Source organism: Ruegeria sp. YTSA064 (genome assembly GCF_059610325.1).
This window is the reverse complement of record NZ_JBXWNK010000006.1, coordinates 160,851-183,119: the sequence shown is the minus strand read 5'-3', so window position 1 is coordinate 183,119 and position 22,269 is coordinate 160,851. Positions and strand designations below refer to the sequence as shown.

Here is a 22,269-nt window from a genome sequence, read left to right as displayed (position 1 = left end):
CGATCAGGATGGGCATATCCGTGAACAAACTAATATCTCTGAAGAGCTTGGGTCGGTTTTATTCAATCAATTTGAAACTGTCTGCCAGCCAAGGGATCTCCGCGCACAGCGGGGCGATGATACGGTTGCTGATCAGTGATCGTGTTTTGTCCTCCACCAATTCAACAACGGATCTGGAGCAATCTGGCGTCGTGACCAGCGCCAGAGTGCGCGCAAAGCTTTTACCTGGAAACGGGTGCATACGCAGGTCGGCTTGAAACCGTTTCGCCCGCGAATACAGCAGTGGGGTTGTAATGGTCCAACCAGCACCGGCTGACACCATCGACATCAGCGTCTGGTTATTGCTGCATTCAAATCTGTGAGAGGCTGATATCCCTATCCGCCGTAGTTGAGCTTCTATCTGACGCGCGATGTAAAGGTTGCTGGAAAATCTCAGGAACGGAAGTTTAGTGCGGCCTTTGACAATATCGCTCAAAGGCGCCTCGTTGGCCTTGGGCAATATGATGACAAATGGATCACTTAGAAGCGAACGATCTTGCAGGTCACGTAATCTTTCGCTGGGTGTGGTGGATATTCCCAGGTCCAACTGTCGATCGCGCAACATCTCGATAATCGAATGGCTGGAATCTGTGTGATACATGAAATTGCAGGCAGGCATGCTCGATGACAGGTAAACGGCCAGTTCCGGTATAATGTCGCTGTCAAAATCTTCGATGGTCCCCAATCGAAGATGGCTGGCTTCGGATACGCTTCCTGCCGACGCCTCAGCCTTTGCTATCCGGATCAACTGTAATGCATCGTCAATGTTTCGTAGAAAAGCCTTTCCTTTTGGGGTCAGAACCATAGGTCTGCGCGAGTGATTGAACAGTTCAACCCCCAGATGGTCTTCGAGATTACGCAGATGGTGCGACACTGTGCTGACAGTAAGACCTGTTTCTTTCGCCGCTGCTTGCAGCGATCCTTTTTGAGCACAAATCTGTAACAGTTCCAACCATTTGAGACTAAGATTTCTCGGAGCAGACTGACGCGGCATTTTAAATCCCATAGATACAGGCATACCTGTGAATAATTAAGCGGCTCATGCGAACATTGATATCAAATTATCGAAATCTGGTACCCGTTTCTCAAATACCAAACGCTGATTTGAAAATCTGCAATGCGACTTGCAATTGATCTGCCCTGCCAAATACATTTGCACTTCGAAGCCAGCCGCTAGATGTCGTATCGCCACCATTGTTTGCCTCGTTTGTGCTTGAATTTCATAGAATTTGGACGTTAAACAAGCCGATGCAGCAGAAAGACCGCACCGCATGGCAATACTAGTATTTCTTACTCAACTGGCCGGAGCCACAATGCTCTTGCTGTTTGCGGTTCGAATGGTCCGAACAGGGATCGAGCGGAGTTACGGCGCCTCGTTCCAGCGTGTGCTGACACGAAACAACAGCATGATGGGTTCCAGCCTGACGGGGATGCTGTTGGCAGTTGTTCTGCAGAGCTCTGCTGCGGTGGCGCTGCTGGCCTCAGGGTTCGCGGCGGGCGGATATCTGGCTTTCCCGGCCGGTCTGGCGATTGTCTTGGGGGGTGACCTTGGTTCCGCCCTTGTGATTCAGATACTGTCATTCCGTCTTGACTGGCTCGTACCGCTACTATTGGCCATCGGTGGTTGGTTATTTGTCAAAACCGAACGAAAGCGGCCACGTCAGATCGGTCGAATTCTGATGGGTGTTGCCTTTATTTTGATTTCATTGCGGTTTTTGCGTGAAGCCATGGACCCGATCCGGGACAGCGCGTTCTTGCCCGCAATCGCTGACTATCTCGTACGCGATTATGTGACTGCATTCATTGTCGGAGGTGCGCTGGCCTTTGTCATGCACAGTTCAGTTGCGGCCATTTTGATGTGCGTCACGCTGGTCCAGATAGGTGCATTGCCGTTCTCTGCCGGATTGTCATTGGTGCTAGGCGCAAATTTGGGCAGCGCGCTCATTCCAGTTTGGTTAACGCGTGGGATGGACATACGTGCCCGGCGCATTCCTTACGCAAATCTCGCGCTTCGCGGGGTCTGGGCCGTGCTATGCCTGTTTGCCGCGAACCTGGCTTTGCGCGCTGGGATGATCGGCAGCGATTATCAGGGGCAGATGCTGGTCAATGCGCATTTGGCGTTCAATGCTTCGCTCCTGATCTTGTCTTTACCCTTCTGTGGAATGTTGCAGGCTCCGTTCATGCGGCTGCTACCGGGTGAAAAACCAGTCGTAGAGGCCAACCCGCTCGCTCGGCCCGCAAGCGCCCTTGATCCACAAGTGGCGGGGTCTCCAACCCTGGCGATCTCGGCCCTCAAACGCGAGTTGGTTCGAATGGCTGATCTTGTGCAGCTGATGTTCAGCCCCTTGCTGGGGCTCTATCGAACTGGTGAACCCGAGCAGATCAAGGCAATTCAGGCTATAGATCAGGATGTTAACCAATGTTTGACAGATATCCGGGCATTTGTCGCAGCATTGCCTGCGGACAAGATGGATTCGAAAAACTCTGATGCAGCCCGCGATATGCTGGAATATGCAGTCCGGTTGGAAACAGCAGGCGACGTTGTGGCAAAGCGCCTGACGGTGCTGGCCGGTGAATTGCGGGAAACAGGGAAGCAGTTTTCGCCAGAGGGATGGTCGGAAGTGCAACAGATGCACGAGAAAATACTGGCCAATCTAAAACTGGCGACGAATGTTATTATTTCGGAAGATCTGGAAAGCGCACGGCTTCTAAACTTGGAAAAGACTGAGATCAAGCGTGCCGAACGTGACAGCAGAAAACGTCATTTCCGCCGTTTGCAGAATGGCATGGCTGAAAGCTTCGAAACCAGCGATGTGCATCTCGAGACTTTGCGGGCGCTTCGAGAATTCAATAGTCATATCGCCGCTATTTCGACGCCGATCCTCTACTCCAGCGGTCAGTTGCTTGAGACACGGTTGATCGAAGAATTGCCCCCCCGTGAGCAAGAGGCTGAAACCTAGCGGGCGAATGAGGGCTGCAACTTTTGCCGTGTTGAAACATCCGTCTGCTAAGCTCGTATGACGAGGCGTTTACTATTCAGCCGGAGCGGGGATTGTTCGGAAATCATCTTCCAGCCACGGGAACCGCGATTTCATAGGTTCGGTGACATGTTGACGGATCAGCTTTTGCAATACGTTGTGGATCAACCGGGTCGTCGATGACGGATATACATCCGTTGTAAATAACGACACGGTGCGGGCAAAACTTTTGCCGGGGAAAGGCATCGCCCGCGTGTTTTTGTGGAAGCGACGTGCACGATAGTAGCTGGCGGCGGTTGTGATGGTCCAACCACTGCCTCCTGCGACCAGCCCGATAATGGATTGATTGCACTCAAGTTCGAAGCGGTTGGGCAAATTTATCTTGCTGCGCGTAAGCTGCATCTCAATAAGCTTGCCGATGGCGAGATCCCGAGAGTATCGCAGAAACGGCAGGTTGCTATCCGGGTTTGCAAGGTCTTCAACCGGACCGTCGAAGGCCGGTGGAATTATTACGATGAAGGGATCACGAAGAAGAGGAAACTCTTTCAGCCCCTCGACATGGTAGGAAGGTCGAGTTGCGACACCAGCATCCAAACCCTGCGACTGAAGCTTGTCGATGATCTCGTGGCTTTGGCGCGTAAAGTGGCGAAAGCTGCATCGCGGCAGCCGAGCCGAAAGAAGAGTAAACAAATCGGGCGCAACACGGCTGTCGAAATCATCTATCAAACCCAAACGCAAATCTGTTGCATGCTGCCAACTGCCCGAGCGCAGCTCAGCCTCACCACGTTTCAGAGCCATCAGGCCTTCGTGGACATGACGGGAGAACACTGTGCCAGCAGGCGTTAAACCCATCGGTCGGCGGCTGTGATCCACCAGTTCCACGTCCAGAGCCCGTTCAAGGCTGCGCAGATGATTTGAAACCGTGCTGATTGACAAACCGGTTTCAACAGACACCTTTTGGATCGACCCCAATTTCGAGACCAGTTGAAAGATTTCAAGCCATCTGAGGCTAAGTGATTTTTTGGTCACTGCAGGCCCTTCCAAAGAACTATTTATCAAAAGCGAAACAAAGTTACGGTTTTTTCGCAACATGTTTTTTGATTTACGAAATTGAGCCTTACCGACTATGGTTTCTCTTACTGATCCGTAGTCGACCATCGGAAATGGTCGAACTGACGGAACCAGCAGGGAGAAAATAATCGAAATGATCAAAAAATATCTGCTTACAACGGCCTATGCCGGGATTGCCGCTGTAACCGCCTCACAAGCCGCAGCGCTTGATGAAATAACGGTTGCGTACTTTTTGGAATGGCCGATGCCGTTCCAGTATGCGAAGGCAAACGGGACCTATGAAGACGAGATGGGTGTCAAGATCAATTGGGTGTCCTTCGACACGGGCACTGCAATGTCTGCGGCCATGGCTTCAGGCGACGTTCAGATCGCGGTCAGCCAGGGTGTACCGCCTTTTGTCGTAGCCACGTCTGCCGGTCAGGATCTGCAGGCCGTGGATGTCGCGGTAAGCTATTCGGACAATGACAATTGTGTCGTCGCTGAAGCGCTTGAAATCGACAAGACAAATGCAGGTGAGCTGAATGGCAAGAAGGTTGGCGTTCCGATCGGGACCGCCGCGCATTATGGCTTCTTGTCACAGATGGACCATTTTGGCGTCGATCTAAGCTCGCTGGAAATTGTCGATATGGCTCCTGCCGATGGGGCAGCCGCCTTTGCGCAAGGCAACCTGGACATGGTGTGCGGCTGGGGTGGTGCGCTGCGGCGCATGACCGAGCACGGCAATATCTTGCTGACTGGTGCTGAGAAGGAAGAGCTTGGCATTCTTGTTTTCGATGTGACCAGTGCTCCGTCTTCCTTCATCGAAGAAGAACCGGAACTGCTCTCGAAGTTTCTCAAAGTGACCGCAGACGCCAATGCGCAATGGGCCGCTGGGGACAACAAGGATGATATGTTGGCAGTCATCGCCAAGGATGCAGGTATGGATCCAAGCGATGCTGCAGCAACGATCGCTACATTCAGTTTCCCGACAGCCGAAGAGCAATTGTCGGACAAATGGCTAGGTGGTGGTGCCCAAGACTTTATGAAGGGCGTCGCGAACGTCTTTGTATCAGCGGGTAGCATCGATTCCGCGCTGGATTCCTACGAAGGTGCTGTGAATGCAGATCCGCTGAGCTCAGCCTCAAACTGAGATCGGGACGAACATTCGACAACTAAAATAATGCAGATCGCTGGGGACTGGTCCGGTTGCGGGCCGGTCCCCAGATGCAACAGCAGGAAGGAAACAGAATGCCTGAATTGGACATCGTAGACCTGTCCATGCGTTTTGACTTGCCTAACGGTACTTCAGTGCAGGCGCTCCAGGACGTATCGCTTAGTCTGAAAGAAGGTGAACTGGTCTCGGTTCTTGGCCCATCAGGATGCGGCAAGACAACTTTGCTGAACATTGTTGCGGGCTTTCTTGCGCCGACCTCAGGGCGCATTGAGCTGAATGGGCATTTGGTCAAAGGTCCGGATGCGGAACGCGGAATGGTGTTTCAAAAAGGCGCCCTATTCGAGTGGATGAACGTGCGCGAGAATGTGGATTTTGGGCCACGTATGAAGGGCATGCCCAAAGCTGAACGAGACAAGATCTCGGATCATTTGCTTGAGGTGGTCGGCTTACAGGATTTCAAGGAAAAGGCTGTTTACGAATTGTCTGGGGGTATGCAGCAGCGCGTCGCGCTGGCGCGATGCTTGGCAAACGAGCCCGATGTGATCCTGATGGATGAACCGCTTGGTGCTTTGGACGCGTTGACCCGTGAAAAAATGCAGGGCCTGGTTCTGAAGCTATGGAAAGAAACTGGTAAGACAATCATTCTGATCACCCACTCGGTGGAAGAAGCCCTGTTGCTGGGTGAGCGATTGATCGTCATGGCCCCGCGCCCTGGACGAATTCACAAGGAATATAATCTGCCATTTGCCGAGCGTGGTGTGAACGCTGATCTTCGTGACGTGAAAAAGTCCGAGGGCTTTGCGGAAACGCGCGACGAAATCCTTTCGATGATTTGGGAAATGGAAGAGGAAATCATGGGCCGGACGGAGCAAGCATCATGATGGTACTTCTTTTTTATATCGGCCTGTTCGGCGGCGCATTTTTGATCGTACATCTGCTACGCAGGGGTTTGCAAAGCCGTCAGGACTTTACGAGCCTCAAAACTGTGACGTTTGGCGATGAAAGTGCTGTACGCGCAGACCGGGCAGCGTCGATTATCTCGATCCTTGTGATCTTTGTGATTTGGGCCGCGTTTACCGGTTCAAAACTGCTGCCCATCCATGTCCCTGGCCCCTTTGTCGGGGATTTGCAGTTTGCGTACACAGTCGAAGACGCAAACGGCAACACAGATGATGCCACGATCTATGTAAAAGTTCCCCCTTTTGGAGAGGAGGCGGAGAGCTTTGAGGTTGAGCCTGGTGACGGCTTTGCCAAGGATGTCGCCTTTGTCGCGCCCAGCGGTCGTTCCTCGACCATCTTGTTCGACAAAAATGATGAAGTGAAGCGCAAAGATGGCGCGAAGATCATCGCCATCAATGGCACAGCGATTGGTGAGGATGGTTCTGTTAGCGTGGGCGACGGCACAGTATCACTGACCGGAAAAGGCGCGATCAGCTTCACTCCGGCGCAGGGTATGCAGATGAACCCGATCTGGTTGCCGGCACCCGAGACCGTTGTCGCGCGCTTCTTCGAAATCGCCAGCGAAGGCTATCAGAACTTCTCGCTTTGGCAGCATCTTGGTTGGTCGTTGTTGCGGGTTATCGCGGGCTTTGTCGCCGGGGCGCTCATCGGCATTCCGCTCGGATACGCCATGGGATTGTCTGGCTGGTTTCGGGGCTGGTTTGACCCAATCGTCGAGTTCATGCGCCCTGTGCCGCCATTGGCGCTGATCCCGTTGGTCATCATCTGGTTTGGTATCTGGGAGACCGGCAAGATCGTCCTGCTGTTCCTAGCGGCGCTTTGGATCATGACTATTGCTGCACGTGCAGGTGTGTCTGGTGTGAACATCTCAAAAATCCACGCGGCATACTCGCTGGGGGCGTCGAAGTGGCAGATCATGCGCCATGTGATTGTGCCCAACTCGTTGCCCGAGATTTTCACCGGCGCACGCGTCGCCATGGGTGTATGCTGGGGTACTGTTGTGGCGGCCGAACTTGTCGCGGCACAGAAAGGGGCTGGTATGATGATCATCGCGGCCTCTAAATTCCAGCTGACGGATATTGTCATCATGGGCATCGTGCTGATCGGCATCATCGGCTATGGCATCGATATCCTGATGCGCAAGGCTGAAAACTGGCTGGTTCCGTGGAAAGGCCGGAGCTGACCTTCATCACCGAAGTCAGCTTTTGCTGAATTCACAACTAAGCTGCCTCCGAATAAATTTGGGGGCAGCTCTTTATTTGAAGCTGGTCTCTTGCCTCGTGTTGGCTGGCAGTAAAGCACTGATTTGTTTCCATATCTAAAGAAAATCCGATGATAGACAGCGTGAGGATCTAGCTGCGAGCTCTCAGGGGAGCAAAATGTGGCAATCACTTCATGGCGTATTGCGGTATCGGTGTCGGGATATTGGCGGACGCCGATGCAGGGTTTCTGGATGGTCTGTTTTCAAGGTTGAAGAGAGTCTTGACCAATTGGTTAACGGGTGAGGTCGCATCAATCATACTTGGCTGGATCATGTTGGTGCTCTGTCGCTTCAGCCGATCGGGTCCTCAGCGTCGCCAGAGTGCCTGCAGGCCACAATCTCTCTCATCTCGTGTACCTCAAACCTAGAGCCAATACATCCGTAGAGGAATTAAGTTGATCCGCAGATAGCTATCTGCTTGGGCAAGACCTGACCGTGTTGCAGCCAAACTGCCAAATTCACTACGTTTGAAGGGGAATGATATTCACTGAAGGGTGACCTCAAGATGTTTTCCATCACTTCCGGCGTCTGTCCAAAATCAGAGGTCCTGCTCCCAGGGCGGGTTTGCCCCGGCGCGCGATACGGTCACCGCGGCAATTTTTGCCCCAAACTCCAGCGCGTCGCGTAAACTGTTTGACGGCAAGGCGCGCAGGGATGGCTTATCTAATTGACCCGCGTGACTTAGTGCGGCCAGCACGCCCGCATTGAATGTATCTCCGGCACCGACGGTATCGACGACTTTAACCTTCTGAACTGGTACCGAGACCTCAGTTCCATCCGCTAGATAGCCGGATGCACCGTCGCCCCCTTTGGTCACGATCACGACAGCAGGACCTGCTTGTAGCAGCAGTGGGACTTTCTCGGCATGGCTTTCGGGACCGGGGATAATCCAATCAAGATCCTCGTCTGATACCTTAATTATGTCAGTCTTGGCGATCATGTGGTTCAGCCGGGTCCGGTATCGGGTCTGGTCCTTGATGAATCCCGGACGAATGTTCGGGTCCAGCATTACCGCACGCTCTGCGCCATGGCGTTCAAGCAAGGCAGCGTAGGCATCGGCGCAGGGTTCGCAGGCCAAGCTGATCCCACCAAAATACAATGCCGAGATGCCCGGTAGTTTATCGGGCATATCTTCTGGCCTCAGCATTCGCCCAGCAGAATTCTCATCAACAAAACTGTAGGTGGCATGCCCGTCTTTCAACTGCACAAAAGCCAGAGTCGTTGGACGATCCGAGCGAACAGCATGTGTGGTTGTGACGTGGCTGATCTGTAGGGCGGCTATTAGTTGTTCCCCGAACATATCCGTTGACAAACCTGTCAATAGCCCCGTCGGGACACTCAAGCGCCCCAACGCGACCGCAGTATTGAAGATGGCTCCGCCGGAGTGAGGAACAAAACCTTTTGCACCCGAAACCGTTGGTTCTGCGATCATGTCGATCAGAGCTTCTCCGCAGCACAGGATCATCCTGCAGTCCTTCGTTGTTCAGAAAAGGCGTGGTTAGTTTACCGTGCAAGCGCATTCTTACAGAAATTGTTAGCGCCAACAATGCCAAATTCATCTTGTTCCGAAACATACAAGTTCATCGCTTTACGCAAATCATCGAAACGTCCGCCAGCGTTGAATGCACGTAGAAAATCCTGACCGAACAACCAACGGTTCTTTTCAGCCACCCCTCCAACTAGAAACACCCCACCTGTAGGCGTCAGGGCGACGGCAAGGTCTCCCATAAGTGCACCCAGATGTTCGGTAAACATACGAGCGGCTTTTACCGCGCAGGCATCAGAGCCGTCTTGCGCATCCTGAAGAATGTCTTTTGCTGAACGCATGGCGACATTGAGCTGACCTTCAGTCATCCCAATCGCCTGATAAAGCACCGGCAGCCCGGTGCCGCTTAGAAACATCTCGGCTTCGATGGCCAGCGTATCACTGAAGAAACACTCTGGTACGATCTGACGTGCGGCGCTAAAAACCTCGACCTCATCCAGATGGCGCGGCGATAGACCCATATGGCCCCCCTCGCCAGACACAGTGTGAAAATGACCCTCGGAGTAGAGCAGGGCGCCTACGCCCAATCCTGTCCCCGGCCCGACGACCAAGCGCGTCCCTAGAGGCGGTGATGCCTCACCCTGCAGAACTTCGACATCATTCTGGGTAATTTCGGCAACTGACCAAGCGGCTGCTGTGAAATCGTTTATGACATAGGTGTGGTGCGCGCCTGTGGCTTTGGCCAAAGCGTCCTCGGAGAGATCGAGATTGGCGTTGGTCAGACGAATTGTGCCATTCTTAACGGGTCCTGCACCTGCGGCGACAACCGCGCGCGGCTGGGTGCCAATTTCGTCACATAATTCATGAAGCGCCTCCTGCAGATCGCTGACGGTCCCGGTGGGGTGCTTGCGCAGATCAGTCAGTTCCCCCTCAGTCACGACGCCAAGTCTTGTATTGGTGCCACCGATATCGGCAACAAGGTTCCAATGCGCGTGCAGCCCTCCTTTTGGGCGAACCCATGGCGCAGGTTGGCTGCCAACATTCAGGAGTAGCTGAAGCGCATCGGCTGTGCTGCTACTCTCGTATTCAAAGAAAGCCCCTTGAATCAAGCTGCCCTGTTTTAGAGCGATGTGTATCGCATCCAATCCATGGGTCAGGTCTGAAGTATCATTCGAAGCCAGATTGATGAAAACCGGCAATGGCTTTTTGGGTTCAGGAACTATGTTCAGCACGGTGTCAACATCGACGTCCTGACTTACTGTCACGCTGAGCCAGTCAATCGGTTCTGCGATGGTCGCTAAATCATCTGACCAGTTGTCAGGAAAGTAGTCCTTCAATCGATCCAGCAGAACCTCGGCGTACTTCGCGTGCAGAATTGGTTCGAGCAAGACTGGTTCAAGCTCTGCGCCTAGGTTGGTCAAACCATAGCTGCGCATTTCTTGACGAGCAGCGCCTTGAGCAAGCAGTTGATGGTGCAGACTGCGGGCTTCGATGCGTGGGCTGCCTTGGTTTTTTGTCCTCAGGCACGAGGTTGAGACCTTGAATAGGCGATCGCCCATCCGCGCCACGATTGTTTCAGCGAAATCCGAGAAATATGCGGCTATTTCTCGATTGCACCAGCCGCCAATGTCTTCCAGTGCTGGGGGTAACTCTGAATGATCTAGCACCACACATGGCCGGAGGTTCAGAGACAGAATTTGATCGATCCGCTGTTCGCACTGATCCAACGCATCAGTATCAGGTGTGCAACCATCTGGCAGGATATCAATCCAACTGATTGGGATGCGGTACATATCTAACCCTGTGGCCATTTCAGCAGGGGCATTCGCCCCAAATAGGAAGCCATCGGGAAAGTCTGAACGGGTGTAATTCATTGTCGCAACCTGTTGGAGCCATGTCCTGCGTCATGCCCTGTATCAGGTTATGTTAGCGGTATCTATATTAACGTTGATATGAGCCGTGTTTCCTGAACAGGACATCACAACCTTCGATCTGAAGGCCGTTCCACGAAACCGGATGCGCATTGTAATTGATCAATACCTCATGCGACTGCGTCTCGCGCCGTCGTAGTCCCGGTGGCATTGGGTGGAGCACAAGATTGGTGTCCTGAGCAGCCATCGTAATCACCCGATCCCAAAGCGCCTCATCCGGGAATCCGGCCAGATACCAAAGCCCCGCTTCACCGTGCAGGGCAGGGGTGCCATCGGTGAATGTTAGCAGAGTCTTGGCTTCACCCGACAAACGTTCAACCCAATGTTCCGACTTGCCACCCCCGTCGACGGTGCGGACCACGCTGGGTGGTAGCGTTTCGATCAGGTTAACATGAGTATCAAGATAGTTGAGGCCGGGAGGCCCTTCGCGAGGGATTTGAAAGTCTTCCGTGATTGCTCCGCTACGCGGACCCAGAATGGCCAGATCACAACCCTGTATCAGCCGCTGTTCCAGATCGCCCAGCACGGCTACGCCCGGTGCGAGGATCAGGTTGTAGTGCTTTTCGCCGACCATAGACGGAGAAAGAAAGTCCACTGACAATCCGGCGCGTCGCAATGCGCGGTAGGCTGAGAACACCAACTTGAAATAGTTGAACCCGGCACCCTGAGGTTGCGTGGCCCATGCCCAGTCCGACGCATAGTCGAACACAATCGCTACAGGCGCGCGTGCCGGATGGACCTCGCCCAGTGCGGCCAGATCGACGGCTGTTTGGCGCGCCTCGGCCAATCCGGGTGCGTCGTGGCCGTTTGGGGCCAACAGGCCGGCATGCATCTGTTCCTGACCGAACGGTGCTTGTCGCCAGCGGAAATAGCTAACAACTTCGGCCCCGTGTGCGACAGCCTCAAGCGACCACAGGCGCACCATGCCGGGAAGAGGGGCTGGGTTGTATGGGGCCCAATTTACCGGACCCGGCTGTTGCTCCATCACCCACCAGCGGCCATGACCCACAGCGCGGTAGAGGTCGTGGTGAAAGGCCTGCATGTCGGGATCGCCCTGCTGCAGAAACGCGGTTTTGTGCGCCTCATCCGCTTCCAGACGATCCGACAGGAAGCCAATCGGATAGCTGTCCCACGTAGCGATATCGAGATCATCCCCGACATCGAAATGATCGAATTCCAGCACGCGGCCCATATAGTTGTGCAGCAATGGTGCATCCGTCAGCGGGCGCAGCGCGTCGACCTGAGCCTTGTTGAACGCCACCACCTGATCCGAACTGAACCTGCGAAACGCCAGGACATGCGCTGGGTTGGGCTCGGTCACGGTTTGGTTCGGCAATTCGATCTGATCGAAGCTATTATACTCCATCGACCAGAACACATTGCCCCATGCTGTGTTCAGTGCATCGATCGAGCTGTAGCGATCCGCGAGCCAATGGCGAAACGCTTCCAAAGCTGCCTCGCTGTAGCTGATTGTCGTATCGTGACAGCCATATTCGTTGTCGATCTGCCACGCCGCGATATGCGGGTTACGGCCATAACGCTGACCTATAATCTGCGCGATCCGCGTGCATTCGTCGATATAGCCTACGTGACTAAAACAATAGTGTCGGCGCGAGCCGAATTTGCGCGGATCGTCATTGGCGTCCATGGCCAGCATGTCGGGATACTTGTCCAGCATCCAACGTGGCGGAGTTGCCGTTGGTGTGCCCAGCACAATCTTCAAGCCCGCAGCGCCTAGGGTTTCAATCGCGCGATCCAACCAGCCAAACTGTAGATCGCCCGGAGTGGGCTCCATCCGGCTCCAAGCAAATTCTCCGATCCTGACCCAGGTCAGGCCGGTCTCGATCATGCGTGCCGCGTCTTTGGCCCAATTCTCTTCAGGCCAGTGTTCAGGGTAATAGCAGACGCCAAGTTCTGGCTTCATATGATAACTCTGTGCTCCGCTTGACCTTCGCCAGCATTTGCGGCGGCGAAGGTCATGCCGTTTGTTGGTGTTTTTGTCAGTGTGTCGGCTTCAAGCCCTTGTCGGGCGGAGGTGCAAAACAACGTTGTCAGATCGTTGCCACCAAAACTCGGGCACGACGTGTGTTTGGCGTTGAAATGGACTGATTTCAAGAATTGACCGGCTGGCGTATAGGCCGCGACCCGGCTTGCACCCCACTGAGCGATCCAGATATTGCCGGTGCTGTCGACAACAGCCCCATCCGGGTTCAAGCCGTCGCTTTGCAGGTCGAGGAACACGGCGGCTTCGCCTATGGGCCAGCCAGTCTCCGCATCCAGCTCCCAGCGCATGACCTGTTTGGTCAAAGTATCGCTGTAATAGGCACAGGCGCGGTCAGGCGCGAAACAGATCGCGTTCGAAATCGTCACATCCCGAACCAATGGCCTTAGCTCACCTTTCCAATACCGGTAAATCGATCCGGCGCCCGTTTCAGCATTCTTGCCCATGGTGCCAATCCAGAACCCACCCCAAGGATCGGCGCGGCCGTCATTAGATCGAGTCACCGGGTTGTCGGCCTCAATCGGAACAATCAAATCCTTGGCGTGGCTACCCAGCTCAAATCGCCACAGACCTGTCTCTGATGCGATCAGCAGGGTTTCGTTGTCAACCCAACCAGCGGCGGAGACATGTTCTTCAAATTCCCAGACCCGAGCTTGGTTGCCTTCTCTGGACATCAGGCGATTGCTAAGAATGTCAAACCAGAAAAGCTGTTTTCGCTCCGGATGCCACAATGGTCCTTCACCCAATTCGCAGGGGCGATCATCATAAACGTGGCTCATTTTGTTGACTCGTCATAGGCTGCCACGATCTGCCGGGCGTGGTCTGATACTTCAGCAACAGACATGCCTGGCTTGTAAAGCGCTGAGCCAATCCCGAAGCCATCGGCACTGGCCTTGATCCATTGATCAAAATTCTCTGGGCCCGCGCCACCGACGGCATATACCTGCGTGCCAGGTGGTAGTATGGCCCGCATTGCGGCCAAGCCTGAGGGGCCGGCCATAGACCCGGGGAACAATTTCAACCCGGTTGCCCCAGCTTGTAGGGCGGCGAAAGCTTCGGTCGGGGTGAAAATGCCCGGCCAGCTTTGCAATTCAAGCGCAACAGCACGCTGGATCACTTTTACATCGCAATTCGGCGAGACGATAAGTTTGCCGCCAGCGTCCGCTACCGCATCAACCTGATCAGGGGTAAGCACAGTTCCTGCGCCAATAAGTGCGCGATCACCGATATCCGAGGCGAGGATACGGATGCTTTCCAGAGGATCAGGTGAATTCAGCGGTACTTCGATCCGGTCAATACCCGCTTGCACCAACGCTTTCCCGACAGGCCCCGCCTCATCAGGTGTCAGCCCACGTAGGATGGCGATTATGGGACGGCTCATGCGGTTTGCCTCGTGAGTGTGCGGGCCTGTGCCAGCCCCGCAAGTGTTGTCGCGGTTGCGTCAACGGTTTCGACCAATGCGCCTTGTTGCTGTAGGGCGGTGGCATACGCCTTGGTTAGACTTTCTGATCCGATGACTGCCAATTGCTGACCCAGCCAATAGGGCCGCGATGCGGCAAGCTCTGCACCTATCAGGAAGCCCGAAAGACTGGCGTGCGCGATGTTCTTATTCTGACCATGCAGCAAGTCAGCCGCCCGCAACCCAAAGAGTCGCGCAGCAAGCTGTTCAGGTTTCGATAGTATATCCGCGACTGCGTCAATGAAGCTTGCTTCGTCCCATCCATCATCAATCGAATGCCGAAGAACGGATTGCCCGCACAGCAGGTCAAACATTTCGCCCGTCATGAATGTACGGAAACTGACAACTTCACCAGCACTGATCTGCGCCCATTTCGTATGCGTGCCGGGCAGGCAAATAACACCGTCCCAATTCTGATGCGCGCTGAGGAACCCTGAGATCTGCGTCTCTTCCCCGCGCATCACATCGGGGGGGCTGTTCTGCTTTAGTCCCGGAACAACGAAGGCCCGAATACGCGGATCGGTGTTTGGAACGCGGAAGGGTACGACCGGGATTGGCTCGGACGGCACGGCGGAATAGGGCGCCTCGACCCAGCCCTGCCGCGCACCAACCATTCCGCAGGCGATCACGTCTACTGGCTTCCCAGGCAGCCAGTCTTCGATCAGAGCCAACAGGGCTGCCTGAAAATCTCCCCCAGCCGTGCGCGACATACCATCCTGCGAAGCCGCCTGAGCGATCACTCTTTCTCCCTGCATGGCCCAGGCGCGCAGATGAGATGTACCCCAGTCAACAGCGATCCACTCAACATTCATAGCGTTACCCCGTTACCACAACGCCGCCGTCGACAACCATGCATTGACCCGTCATGGCGTGGCTTGCGCTTGAGGCCAGAAACAGGGTTGGTGCGATCATGTCTTCGGGCGTCAGATGTTCTTTCAGGCATTGGCGATCCAAATGCGCGGCCAGATCTTCGGGCGTTGCCCACATGTCCAGCTGTTTCTGCGTCAGAACCCATCCCGGAGCCAGTGCATTGACCCGGATTTTCTGAGGCCCAAGCTCGCGCGCCAAAGAGCGAGTCATACCGGTGATTGCCGCGTTTGAGCTGGTGTAGATCGGATAGCCTGCGTTCCCCATCATGTAACTGATTGAACTGAAATTGATGATCGACCCGCCGTTGTCTTTCATCTGCCGCGCGGCTTCCTGACAGGCAAAGTAATAAGCTTTGAGGTTCACCTCGATCATCCAGTCCCAGAAATCGGGAGTGGTTTCCTCAAGCGAGTGACGCTTGTCATTGGCTGCATTGTTGACCAGCACTTTCAGCGGGCCGTGGGCCTCGGCAGCTTTGGCCATGGTGGCATGCAACAGCTCGGTATCGGTCATGTCACCCTGCAGAAATAGAGGGGCGCGGCCATGCTTGTCACGCATCTCTTCGACGAAAGCACTCGCATCGGACCGACCTATGAAGGCAACATTTGCACCTTGGCCCATGAAGCCATCGGTTAGTGCCGCGCCAACACCCGATCCACCGCCCGTAATGTATACGGATGCACCGCGCAGGTCTTGAAATGTAGCTGGTTGATCCATCAGTGGCTCTCTCTCGTCACAAGGCGCGTGTCTTTGCCCACAAGGAAATCAAGGTCGGCGCCCTGATCGGCTTGCAGCACGTGGTCGATGTAGAGTTTCGCGTACCCGCGCGTGTAATGCGGATCGTCCGGTTGCCACAGGGCGCGACGGGCGTCCAGTTCCTTTTCGTCAACCAGCAGTTCCAGTTCGCCTTTGCTGGCGGACACTCGGATGCGGTCACCAGTTTTGACCAAGGCGAGTGTACCACCGGCCTGCGCCTCAGGGCTCACATGCAGGATCACCGTGCCGAAGGCTGTGCCCGACATGCGCGCGTCCGAGATGCGGATCATGTCGCGTACGCCTTCTTTGACCAGCTTCGCCGGGATAGGCATGTTCCCAACCTCCGGCATGCCCGGATAGCCCTTGGGGCCACAGCCTTTGAGCACCAGAATGGTCTCGGGTGTGACAGGCAGTTCGTCGCGGTCGATATTTGCTTTCAGGTCCTCGATGCTCTCGAAAACATATGCTTCTGCCTCGGTTTCCAACAGTGCGTCTGTGGCCGCCGAAGGTTTCACGATCGCCCCGTTGGGCGCAAGATTTCCGCGCAGAACCCGCAGGCCAGCGGCGGGTTTTACCGGATCGTCGAAGGGGCGAATGACGTCTGTGTTGAAACATTCAGCGCCTTCATAATGCTCCGAGATATCCTTGTTCAGAACGGTCGTTGCCGGGCGCAGGAAAGGTTTGAGTTCGCTCAGAACCACTGGCACGCCGCCCGCATAACAGAAATCCTCCATCAGGTATTTGCCTGAGGGCATGCAGTTGACTAGCAGTGGGATTTCTGACCCGATTTCAAAGTCTTTTAACGTCAGATCGACGCCCACCCGCCCTGCCAGTGCCAACAGGTGAACCACCGCATTTGTTGATCCTCCGACGGCCGCATTGGTGAGAATGGCGTTTTCAAAGGCTTCCTTGGTCAAAATGTCCGAGGGCTTGAGGTCTTCGTCCACCATCTCGACAATTCGTTTGCCGGTCAGATGCGCCAGTGCCATGCGGCGGGCGTCGACGGCGGGCAGGGCGGCGTTGGTAGGCAGAGACATGCCCATCGCCTCAACCAGCGAGGCCATGGTACTAGCGGTGCCCATGGTCATGCACACACCTGCGCTGCGCGACATGCCGGATTCGGCGTTCATGAAGTCCTGAAGAGTCATTTCTCCGGCACGAACGGCCTCGGAAAACTTCCAGACGTCAGTGCCCGACCCGATATCCTGACCGCGATACTTGCCGTTGAGCATGGGGCCAGAGCTGACCACGATAGACGGCAAATCGACCGAGGCCGCACCCATCAATTGACCCGGTGTAGTCTTGTCGCATCCGCCCAGCAGCACAACGCCATCGATGCCATAGGCGCGGATGGATTCCTCAACATCCATCGCCAGCAGATTGCGAAATAGCATGGCGGTGGGTTTCATCTGAGTTTCACCCAGCGACATCACCGGGAATTCGACAGGGAAGCCGCCCGCCTCCCACACACCCCGTTTGACACCTTCGGCCAGGTCACGCAGGCCCGAGTTACAGGGCGTCAGTTCTGACCATGTATTACAAATGCCAATGATGGGGCGTCCGTCGAACGCATGGTCCGGAAAGCCCTGGTTCTTCATCCACGACCGATGAATGAACCCGTCCTTGTCAAGTTTTCCGTACCAATGTTGAGAACGGCGTTTTTTAGTCATTTTTGGCTCTGTCTGTCTGGCTTGCGATGGAGTTGATTGTTTTTCGAATAGATGAAGATCAGGCCGCGCGGGCTGATTGGCACCAATCGGGTAGCCAGTCGCCATGGGCGGAAAGCAGATCGGTGACGAGGCTGCGTATTTGGCGCAGGTCTAACTCAGCTGCGGTATGCGGGTCCATCATGGCGGCGTGGTAGATATGTTCGGGGTTCTGCTCTGTCAGCGCCCGAACTGTCAGTTCCTGCACGTTGATCTGTGTTCGCATCAGCGCGATCAGCTGGGGCGGGATGTCGGTGACGACAGATGGCTGCACACCGTTGCTGTCCACAAGGCAAGGTGTTTCCACCGCAGCGCCCAAAGGCAATTGCGGGATCTGGCCTGTATTGGGCAGATTGCCATAGGCTGTGTAGGGTGTGTTAGTGACGATGGCGTTCATAAGGTCGGCGGCAAATTCGTGGCTTCGGGTTACTTCGATATCCCGACCATCGGTCAGTGTCTTGGCTTGGTCCTTCCAATTGGCCACCTGCTCGACGCAGCGGGTCGGGTATTCGTCCAGCGGTATGCTGAACTGTTTGATCAGGTCATCGCGCCCGTCTTTGATGAACCACGGAACATATTCTGCGAAATGCTCGGAGCTTTCGGTGCAGAAGTACCCGAGATGATCCATCACTTCGTACCGCACTTTGTTCGGACAGCGAGACATTAGCAGCGGAGGCTTTGGCAGGTGCCCGGCGTGATAGCCCTGTCGCAGATCGGGATAGATATCACGGCCCTTATGCTCGAGTTTGAGAAAGAAGGCGACGTGGTTAATGCCTGCAACTTTGTAGCGAATATCCGCCTTGGGCAGATCCAGATCATGCGCCAGTTCCTCGACTGTGTTCTGAACGGAATGACACAGTCCCACATGTTTCAGAGCAGGGAAGCGCTCGGTCAGGGCCCAGGTATTGATGGCCATCGGATTCACGTATTGCAGCAGCGTAGCATTGGGGCAGAGTTGCATCATATCCTGCGCGACACCCCACAGAACGGGCACAGTACGTAGGCCGCGCATGATACCGCCTACACCCAGCGTATCAGCGATAGTTTGGCGCAGGCCGTATTGTTTTGGAACCTCGAAATCAGTCACGGTGCACGGCTCGTATCCGCCGACCTGAAAGGCAGTAATCACGAAATCCGCGCCGTCCAGCGCCGCGCGGCGATCTGTGTGGGTCGAGACGGTCGCACCCGTGCCGACTGATCGGATCATGGCCTTGGCCACAGCCTCGCTCTCGGCCAAGCGCACCGGATCAATATCCATCAACGCAAAATGGCTGTCGGCGAGGGCAGGGGTGAGCAGGGCGTCGCCCACGATATTCTGCATGAAGATCGTGGAACCCGCACCTACAAAGGTGATCTTGGTCATGAGGTAAACCTCTGGTTTGACGTTATTTTACAGCACCGAGGGTCAAGCCCGCGATAAAGTGTTTCTGCATCAGGAAGAACATGGCAACAGGTGGCAGGGCTGCCACGATAGAACCGGCACTCATCAATTGATAGGCAGCGCGGAATTGCGCGTTGAAGCTGGTGATCCCGGCGGTCACGGGCTGACTTTCGGCGCCTTGGGTCAGGACAACCGCCCAGAAATAATCGTTCCAGATGAAGGTGAAGATCAGCACGCTGAGCGCGGCAATTGCGGGCTTCATCAAGGGCAGAACGACATACCAAAAGATCCGCCATTCGCTTATGCCTTCTACCCGTGCGGCCTCGATCAACTCGAAAGGCAGGGCGCGGATGAAGTTTCGCATAAAGAGTGTGCAGAAGCCGGTCTGGAAGGCAATATGGAACAGAACGAGCCCGGTTTTAGTGTTGTAGAGGCCCAATTCCAAAGTCAGATCGCGCACCGGGACCATCAAAATCTGGAAGGGCACAAAGTTGCCCGCCACGAACATGAAGAAGATCCAAAGGTTCGATTTGAACTTGTAGATTCCAAGCGCAAATCCGGTCATGCAGCTGAGCGCAACGGCTCCGATCACGGTGGGCACGGTGATCAGGAATGAGTTCAGCAGGTAACGCGGCATGTCCGAATTGAAAAAGACCTGCCCATAGTTGAACGCGCCTTCAAAGCTGGACGGCATGCCCCAGTAGTTGGCGTTTGTGAAGTCCGCTGCCGGTTTGACCGAGAAAAGCGCGACTGCCAGCAGAGGCCCGAGCCAAAGCAAGAGGGCAATCGGCAGCAAAGCCTGATAGCTGATCTGAGCGGCGCGGGGTTGTTTTTCGATGGGTTTTGGAAACATCTCAGTGCCCCTTTTCTTCGCGATACATCGACCACAGGAAATAGGCGATGAAGCAGAGCATGATGAGGAACAGGATTACCGCGATGGCGGCTCCATATCCCATGCGGAAGCCATATTCGGACAAGGCGACTTCGAACATGTAATAGGCCAGCACACGGGACGACCCAAAAGGCCCCCCCTGTGTCATGATTGAGATCAAGTCAAAGCTGCGCAACGCACCGATGATGGTTACGACAAAAGCGATGAACGTCGCGGGTCGCAGTTGCGGCAGGATGATGTGCCACAGCATCCGCCCACCTTTTGCACCGTCAAGCCGTCCGGCCTCGATTTGCTCGGGGTCAACGGCGTTCAGGCCTGTGAGGTAGAGGATCATGCAATAGGCGGTTTGCGGCCAGAGCCCTGCGAAGATGATGCCATAGGTAACGAACCGTTCGTCGCCCAGCACATTCAGCGGGCCCATACCGAATAAACCTAGGAATTCGTTCAACAATCCGAATGTCGGGTCGTAGAACCATGTGAAAACAAGGCCAACAACAACTTGAGAGATGACGAACGGAAAGAAGAACAAAGACTTATAGAGCCGTATGCCCCAGACCGTCTGATTCAGGAACAGTGCGATGAACAGGCCTGCGGGAATTGCAGCAAGATATAGGACCAACCAGATCAGGTTGTTCTTGAGCGAAATGTAGAATGCGTCCCGGTCGACCCATTCCCAATACAGATCTTCGTAGTTGCGCATGCCTACATATTCGGCGGCTCCCAGCCCATCCCACTCGTAAAGAGACAGATTGAAGGACTGAAACACCGGGATGATCACATAGACCATGAAGAACAGCAGGCCCGGAGCCAGAAACAGCCAGGGCGCAATGCGCTGTTGGTTTCTGTGGAACCAGCTTTCCTGTTCTGGGGTGTCAACTACAGCGGTCATGAAACATCTCTGGTTAGGGAGTGAAGGCGGGCTGAAGCCCGCCCTACGATTTTGAATGGTTCAAGGCCGAACTGAGTTCGACCCTAATTACACTTAGTTGTCGTAGATGCGCTCACGCGCGCGTTCCAGCTTGGCTAGAATCTTGTCCGCGTTGTCAGGCTTGACCATGAATTCCTGGAAGCCTTCCATCGAGACTTTGGCCATTTCTGCTGGTGCGTCACGGTCCCAGAACTGGGCAACACCGCCAGGGCTGTTGGACGACAGCATGGTGAAACCTTGCTGCAGGAACTTGTCGTCATCTACCGCAGATTGCGCGTTCACAGGCAATTGGCCGAGGTTTGCACCGTTGTTGATTTCGGTCTGCTCGTCCGCGGAAACCGCAAAACGCAGGAACTCGCGTGCGGCTTCTTTGTTTGAGGCATTGGCCGGAATGTGAAATGTATCGGTTGGCGCGTCTTCTGCCAGTTCAACATCAGGGTTGATGGCAACAAACTGGTAGAAGTCCAACTGATCATCGCTCAGACCTGCCTCGCGCAGGGGTGCCACGGCGAAGTTGCCCATCAGATAGGCCGCCGCCTCGCCGTTGACCATGAAGGGCAGGGCTTCCTGCCAGCTATAAGTCTGGTGATTGTCGATGAACGCGCCCATGTCGATCAGTTGTTTCCAGTTGGCGAAGGTCTGCTTGACCCGGTCGTCTTCCCAGCTGATTTCACCATTTGCGAGCTGGTTGTGGAAATCGAACCCGTTGGTGCGCATATTCAAGTAGTCAAACCAGCCACCAGCGGTCCACAAGAACTTGGTGCCGATGGTGTAGCAGGCGCGGCCTGAATCAACTATCTTCTGGCAATTGGCCAGCTCTTCTTCCCAAGTGGTTGGCTCGGTCAAGCCAAGCTCATCAAAGATGTCTTTGCGATAGTAAACCCCCCATTGATAGTATGTGTACGGGACACCCCATTGCTTTCCATCAATGGTCATCGCGCCTTTGGTCGATGCCAGATTGTCGGCGATTTCAGGCTCGGCCCACAGATCTGAGACGTCCTCGAACAGGCCCGCCTCGACATATGGCTTCATCCGGTTGGCAGCGTACCACGTGGCAACGTCAGGCGTGTCTGCCGTCAGGAAGTTGCGGATCTGGGTCTTGTAAGCCTCACGGTCGATCACGGTGGTCTCGATTTCCAGACCGGGATGTTCAGCCGCGAATCGCTCGATCATCGCTTCCATCGTCGCGCGCGGCGCCGGGTTGGATGTATCGAGGAAGATTCGCAGCTCGCCGGTTAGCTCAGCTGCGGCAGGCGCAGCAAGTGCCACACTGGCAGCCAAAGCAGCTGCTGTGCGCTTGAACATGGAATGCATAGTTTCCTCCCTTAAGCTTCCATATTGGTTCCAAATATTGAAACCTTGTTTTATATATTGAAAACTACACATCGACTCGGCTAGT

General features: G+C 54.9%; 18 protein-coding genes. 4 read left to right on the top strand and 14 right to left on the bottom strand.

Annotation, left to right across the window (positions count from 1 at the left end):
- Positions 1–58 precede the first annotated feature (58 nt).
- Entirely contained in the window at positions 59–1,033 is a 975-nt protein-coding gene (locus tag AC2FI7_RS10985; protein ID WP_029621944.1) for a LysR family transcriptional regulator, read from the bottom strand.
- Positions 1,034–1,310: 277 nt separating this feature from the next.
- Between AC2FI7_RS10985 and AC2FI7_RS10980 the strand changes: the two genes are divergently transcribed.
- Positions 1,311–2,999, top strand: a complete 1,689-nt coding sequence (locus AC2FI7_RS10980) for a Na/Pi cotransporter family protein (RefSeq protein WP_496816146.1) — start codon at positions 1,311–1,313, stop codon at positions 2,997–2,999.
- Positions 3,000–3,071: 72 nt separating this feature from the next.
- Here AC2FI7_RS10980 and AC2FI7_RS10975 read toward each other — a convergent pair whose 3' ends face one another.
- Complete coding sequence (locus tag AC2FI7_RS10975) at positions 3,072–4,046, bottom strand: LysR family transcriptional regulator (protein WP_037321357.1); 975 nt, start codon at positions 4,044–4,046, stop codon at positions 3,072–3,074.
- A 175-nt stretch (positions 4,047–4,221) separates the two neighbouring features.
- On the opposite strand from AC2FI7_RS10975, the gene AC2FI7_RS10970 reads away from it, so the two are divergent.
- The 3 genes from AC2FI7_RS10970 (at position 4,222) to AC2FI7_RS10960 (ending at position 7,384) form a co-directional block, all read left to right on the top strand.
- Positions 4,222–5,217, top strand: coding sequence for a taurine ABC transporter substrate-binding protein (locus AC2FI7_RS10970; protein ID WP_010441535.1), 996 nt, complete (start codon positions 4,222–4,224; stop codon positions 5,215–5,217).
- A gap of 98 nt (positions 5,218–5,315) precedes the next feature.
- Positions 5,316–6,122, top strand: coding sequence for a taurine ABC transporter ATP-binding protein (locus tag AC2FI7_RS10965; protein ID WP_010441534.1), 807 nt, complete (start codon positions 5,316–5,318; stop codon positions 6,120–6,122).
- Positions 6,119–7,384: an ABC transporter permease gene (locus tag AC2FI7_RS10960; protein WP_010441533.1), complete on the top strand. Its 1,266-nt coding sequence runs from the start codon at positions 6,119–6,121 to the stop codon at positions 7,382–7,384. Before AC2FI7_RS10965 ends, AC2FI7_RS10960 begins: the two co-directional genes overlap by 4 nt.
- A 616-nt stretch (positions 7,385–8,000) precedes the next feature.
- On the opposite strand, the gene AC2FI7_RS10955 is transcribed toward AC2FI7_RS10960, so the two are convergent.
- From AC2FI7_RS10955 to AC2FI7_RS10900, 12 genes are all read right to left on the bottom strand, one after another.
- The gene (locus tag AC2FI7_RS10955) at positions 8,001–8,927 is read right to left on the bottom strand and encodes a carbohydrate kinase family protein (RefSeq protein ID WP_010441532.1); all 927 of its coding nucleotides are present in this window, start codon (positions 8,925–8,927) and stop codon (positions 8,001–8,003) included.
- A 38-nt stretch (positions 8,928–8,965) separates the two neighbouring features.
- The gene (locus AC2FI7_RS10950; RefSeq protein ID WP_496816145.1) at positions 8,966–10,822 is read right to left on the bottom strand and encodes a family 1 glycosylhydrolase; all 1,857 of its coding nucleotides are present in this window, start codon (positions 10,820–10,822) and stop codon (positions 8,966–8,968) included.
- A 67-nt stretch (positions 10,823–10,889) separates the two neighbouring features.
- A complete protein-coding gene (locus AC2FI7_RS10945; RefSeq protein ID WP_010441530.1) occupies positions 10,890–12,803 on the bottom strand; it encodes a beta-galactosidase in 1,914 nt (637 codons plus the stop codon).
- A complete protein-coding gene (locus AC2FI7_RS10940) occupies positions 12,800–13,660 on the bottom strand; it encodes an SMP-30/gluconolactonase/LRE family protein (RefSeq protein WP_010441528.1) in 861 nt (286 codons plus the stop codon). The genes AC2FI7_RS10945 and AC2FI7_RS10940 overlap by 4 nt, the downstream gene beginning before the upstream one ends.
- A complete protein-coding gene (locus AC2FI7_RS10935; RefSeq protein ID WP_010441527.1) occupies positions 13,657–14,262 on the bottom strand; it encodes a 2-dehydro-3-deoxy-6-phosphogalactonate aldolase in 606 nt (201 codons plus the stop codon). The genes AC2FI7_RS10940 and AC2FI7_RS10935 overlap by 4 nt, the downstream gene beginning before the upstream one ends.
- Complete coding sequence (locus tag AC2FI7_RS10930) at positions 14,259–15,152, bottom strand: 2-dehydro-3-deoxygalactonokinase (RefSeq protein ID WP_010441526.1); 894 nt, start codon at positions 15,150–15,152, stop codon at positions 14,259–14,261. The genes AC2FI7_RS10935 and AC2FI7_RS10930 overlap by 4 nt, the downstream gene beginning before the upstream one ends.
- A 4-nt stretch (positions 15,153–15,156) precedes the next feature.
- Positions 15,157–15,924, bottom strand: a complete 768-nt coding sequence (locus AC2FI7_RS10925) for an SDR family NAD(P)-dependent oxidoreductase (protein WP_010441525.1) — start codon at positions 15,922–15,924, stop codon at positions 15,157–15,159.
- A complete protein-coding gene (locus tag AC2FI7_RS10920; protein WP_029621941.1) occupies positions 15,924–17,633 on the bottom strand; it encodes an IlvD/Edd family dehydratase in 1,710 nt (569 codons plus the stop codon). The genes AC2FI7_RS10925 and AC2FI7_RS10920 overlap by 1 nt, the downstream gene beginning before the upstream one ends.
- Positions 17,634–17,691: 58 nt before the next feature.
- On the bottom strand, positions 17,692–19,032 hold the full coding sequence (locus AC2FI7_RS10915) for an alpha-glucosidase/alpha-galactosidase (protein WP_010441523.1): 1,341 nt from the start codon (positions 19,030–19,032) through the stop codon (positions 17,692–17,694).
- A gap of 22 nt (positions 19,033–19,054) precedes the next feature.
- Positions 19,055–19,903, bottom strand: coding sequence for a carbohydrate ABC transporter permease (locus tag AC2FI7_RS10910; protein WP_010441522.1), 849 nt, complete (start codon positions 19,901–19,903; stop codon positions 19,055–19,057).
- Between the two features lies 1 nt (position 19,904).
- Positions 19,905–20,831, bottom strand: a complete 927-nt coding sequence (locus AC2FI7_RS10905; RefSeq protein WP_010441521.1) for a carbohydrate ABC transporter permease — start codon at positions 20,829–20,831, stop codon at positions 19,905–19,907.
- Between the two features lie 93 nt (positions 20,832–20,924).
- The gene (locus AC2FI7_RS10900) at positions 20,925–22,184 is read right to left on the bottom strand and encodes an ABC transporter substrate-binding protein (RefSeq protein WP_010441520.1); all 1,260 of its coding nucleotides are present in this window, start codon (positions 22,182–22,184) and stop codon (positions 20,925–20,927) included.
- Positions 22,185–22,269: the final 85 nt, after the last annotated feature.

Excerpts from the sequence above, each read along its gene's own strand:
- AC2FI7_RS10935 (WP_010441527.1), bottom strand. The coding sequence starts at position 14,262 with ATGAGCCGTCCCATAATCGCCATCCTACGTGGGCTGACACCTGATGAG.
- AC2FI7_RS10980 (WP_496816146.1), top strand. The coding sequence starts at position 1,311 with ATGGCAATACTAGTATTTCTTACTCAACTGGCCGGAGCCACAATGCTC.
- AC2FI7_RS10900 (WP_010441520.1), bottom strand. The coding sequence starts at position 22,184 with ATGCATTCCATGTTCAAGCGCACAGCAGCTGCTTTGGCTGCCAGTGTG.
- AC2FI7_RS10920 (WP_029621941.1), bottom strand. The coding sequence starts at position 17,633 with ATGACTAAAAAACGCCGTTCTCAACATTGGTACGGAAAACTTGACAAG.
- AC2FI7_RS10925 (WP_010441525.1), bottom strand. The coding sequence starts at position 15,924 with ATGGATCAACCAGCTACATTTCAAGACCTGCGCGGTGCATCCGTATAC.
- AC2FI7_RS10950 (WP_496816145.1), bottom strand. The coding sequence starts at position 10,822 with ATGAATTACACCCGTTCAGACTTTCCCGATGGCTTCCTATTTGGGGCG.
- AC2FI7_RS10945 (WP_010441530.1), bottom strand. The coding sequence starts at position 12,803 with ATGAAGCCAGAACTTGGCGTCTGCTATTACCCTGAACACTGGCCTGAA.
- AC2FI7_RS10985 (WP_029621944.1), bottom strand. The coding sequence starts at position 1,033 with ATGCCGCGTCAGTCTGCTCCGAGAAATCTTAGTCTCAAATGGTTGGAA.
- AC2FI7_RS10940 (WP_010441528.1), bottom strand. The coding sequence starts at position 13,660 with ATGAGCCACGTTTATGATGATCGCCCCTGCGAATTGGGTGAAGGACCA.
- AC2FI7_RS10910 (WP_010441522.1), bottom strand. The coding sequence starts at position 19,903 with ATGTTTCCAAAACCCATCGAAAAACAACCCCGCGCCGCTCAGATCAGC.
- AC2FI7_RS10930 (WP_010441526.1), bottom strand. The coding sequence starts at position 15,152 with ATGAATGTTGAGTGGATCGCTGTTGACTGGGGTACATCTCATCTGCGC.
- AC2FI7_RS10965 (WP_010441534.1), top strand. The coding sequence starts at position 5,316 with ATGCCTGAATTGGACATCGTAGACCTGTCCATGCGTTTTGACTTGCCT.
- AC2FI7_RS10960 (WP_010441533.1), top strand. The coding sequence starts at position 6,119 with ATGATGGTACTTCTTTTTTATATCGGCCTGTTCGGCGGCGCATTTTTG.
- AC2FI7_RS10955 (WP_010441532.1), bottom strand. The coding sequence starts at position 8,927 with ATGATCCTGTGCTGCGGAGAAGCTCTGATCGACATGATCGCAGAACCA.
- AC2FI7_RS10915 (WP_010441523.1), bottom strand. The coding sequence starts at position 19,032 with ATGACCAAGATCACCTTTGTAGGTGCGGGTTCCACGATCTTCATGCAG.
- AC2FI7_RS10905 (WP_010441521.1), bottom strand. The coding sequence starts at position 20,831 with ATGACCGCTGTAGTTGACACCCCAGAACAGGAAAGCTGGTTCCACAGA.
- AC2FI7_RS10970 (WP_010441535.1), top strand. The coding sequence starts at position 4,222 with ATGATCAAAAAATATCTGCTTACAACGGCCTATGCCGGGATTGCCGCT.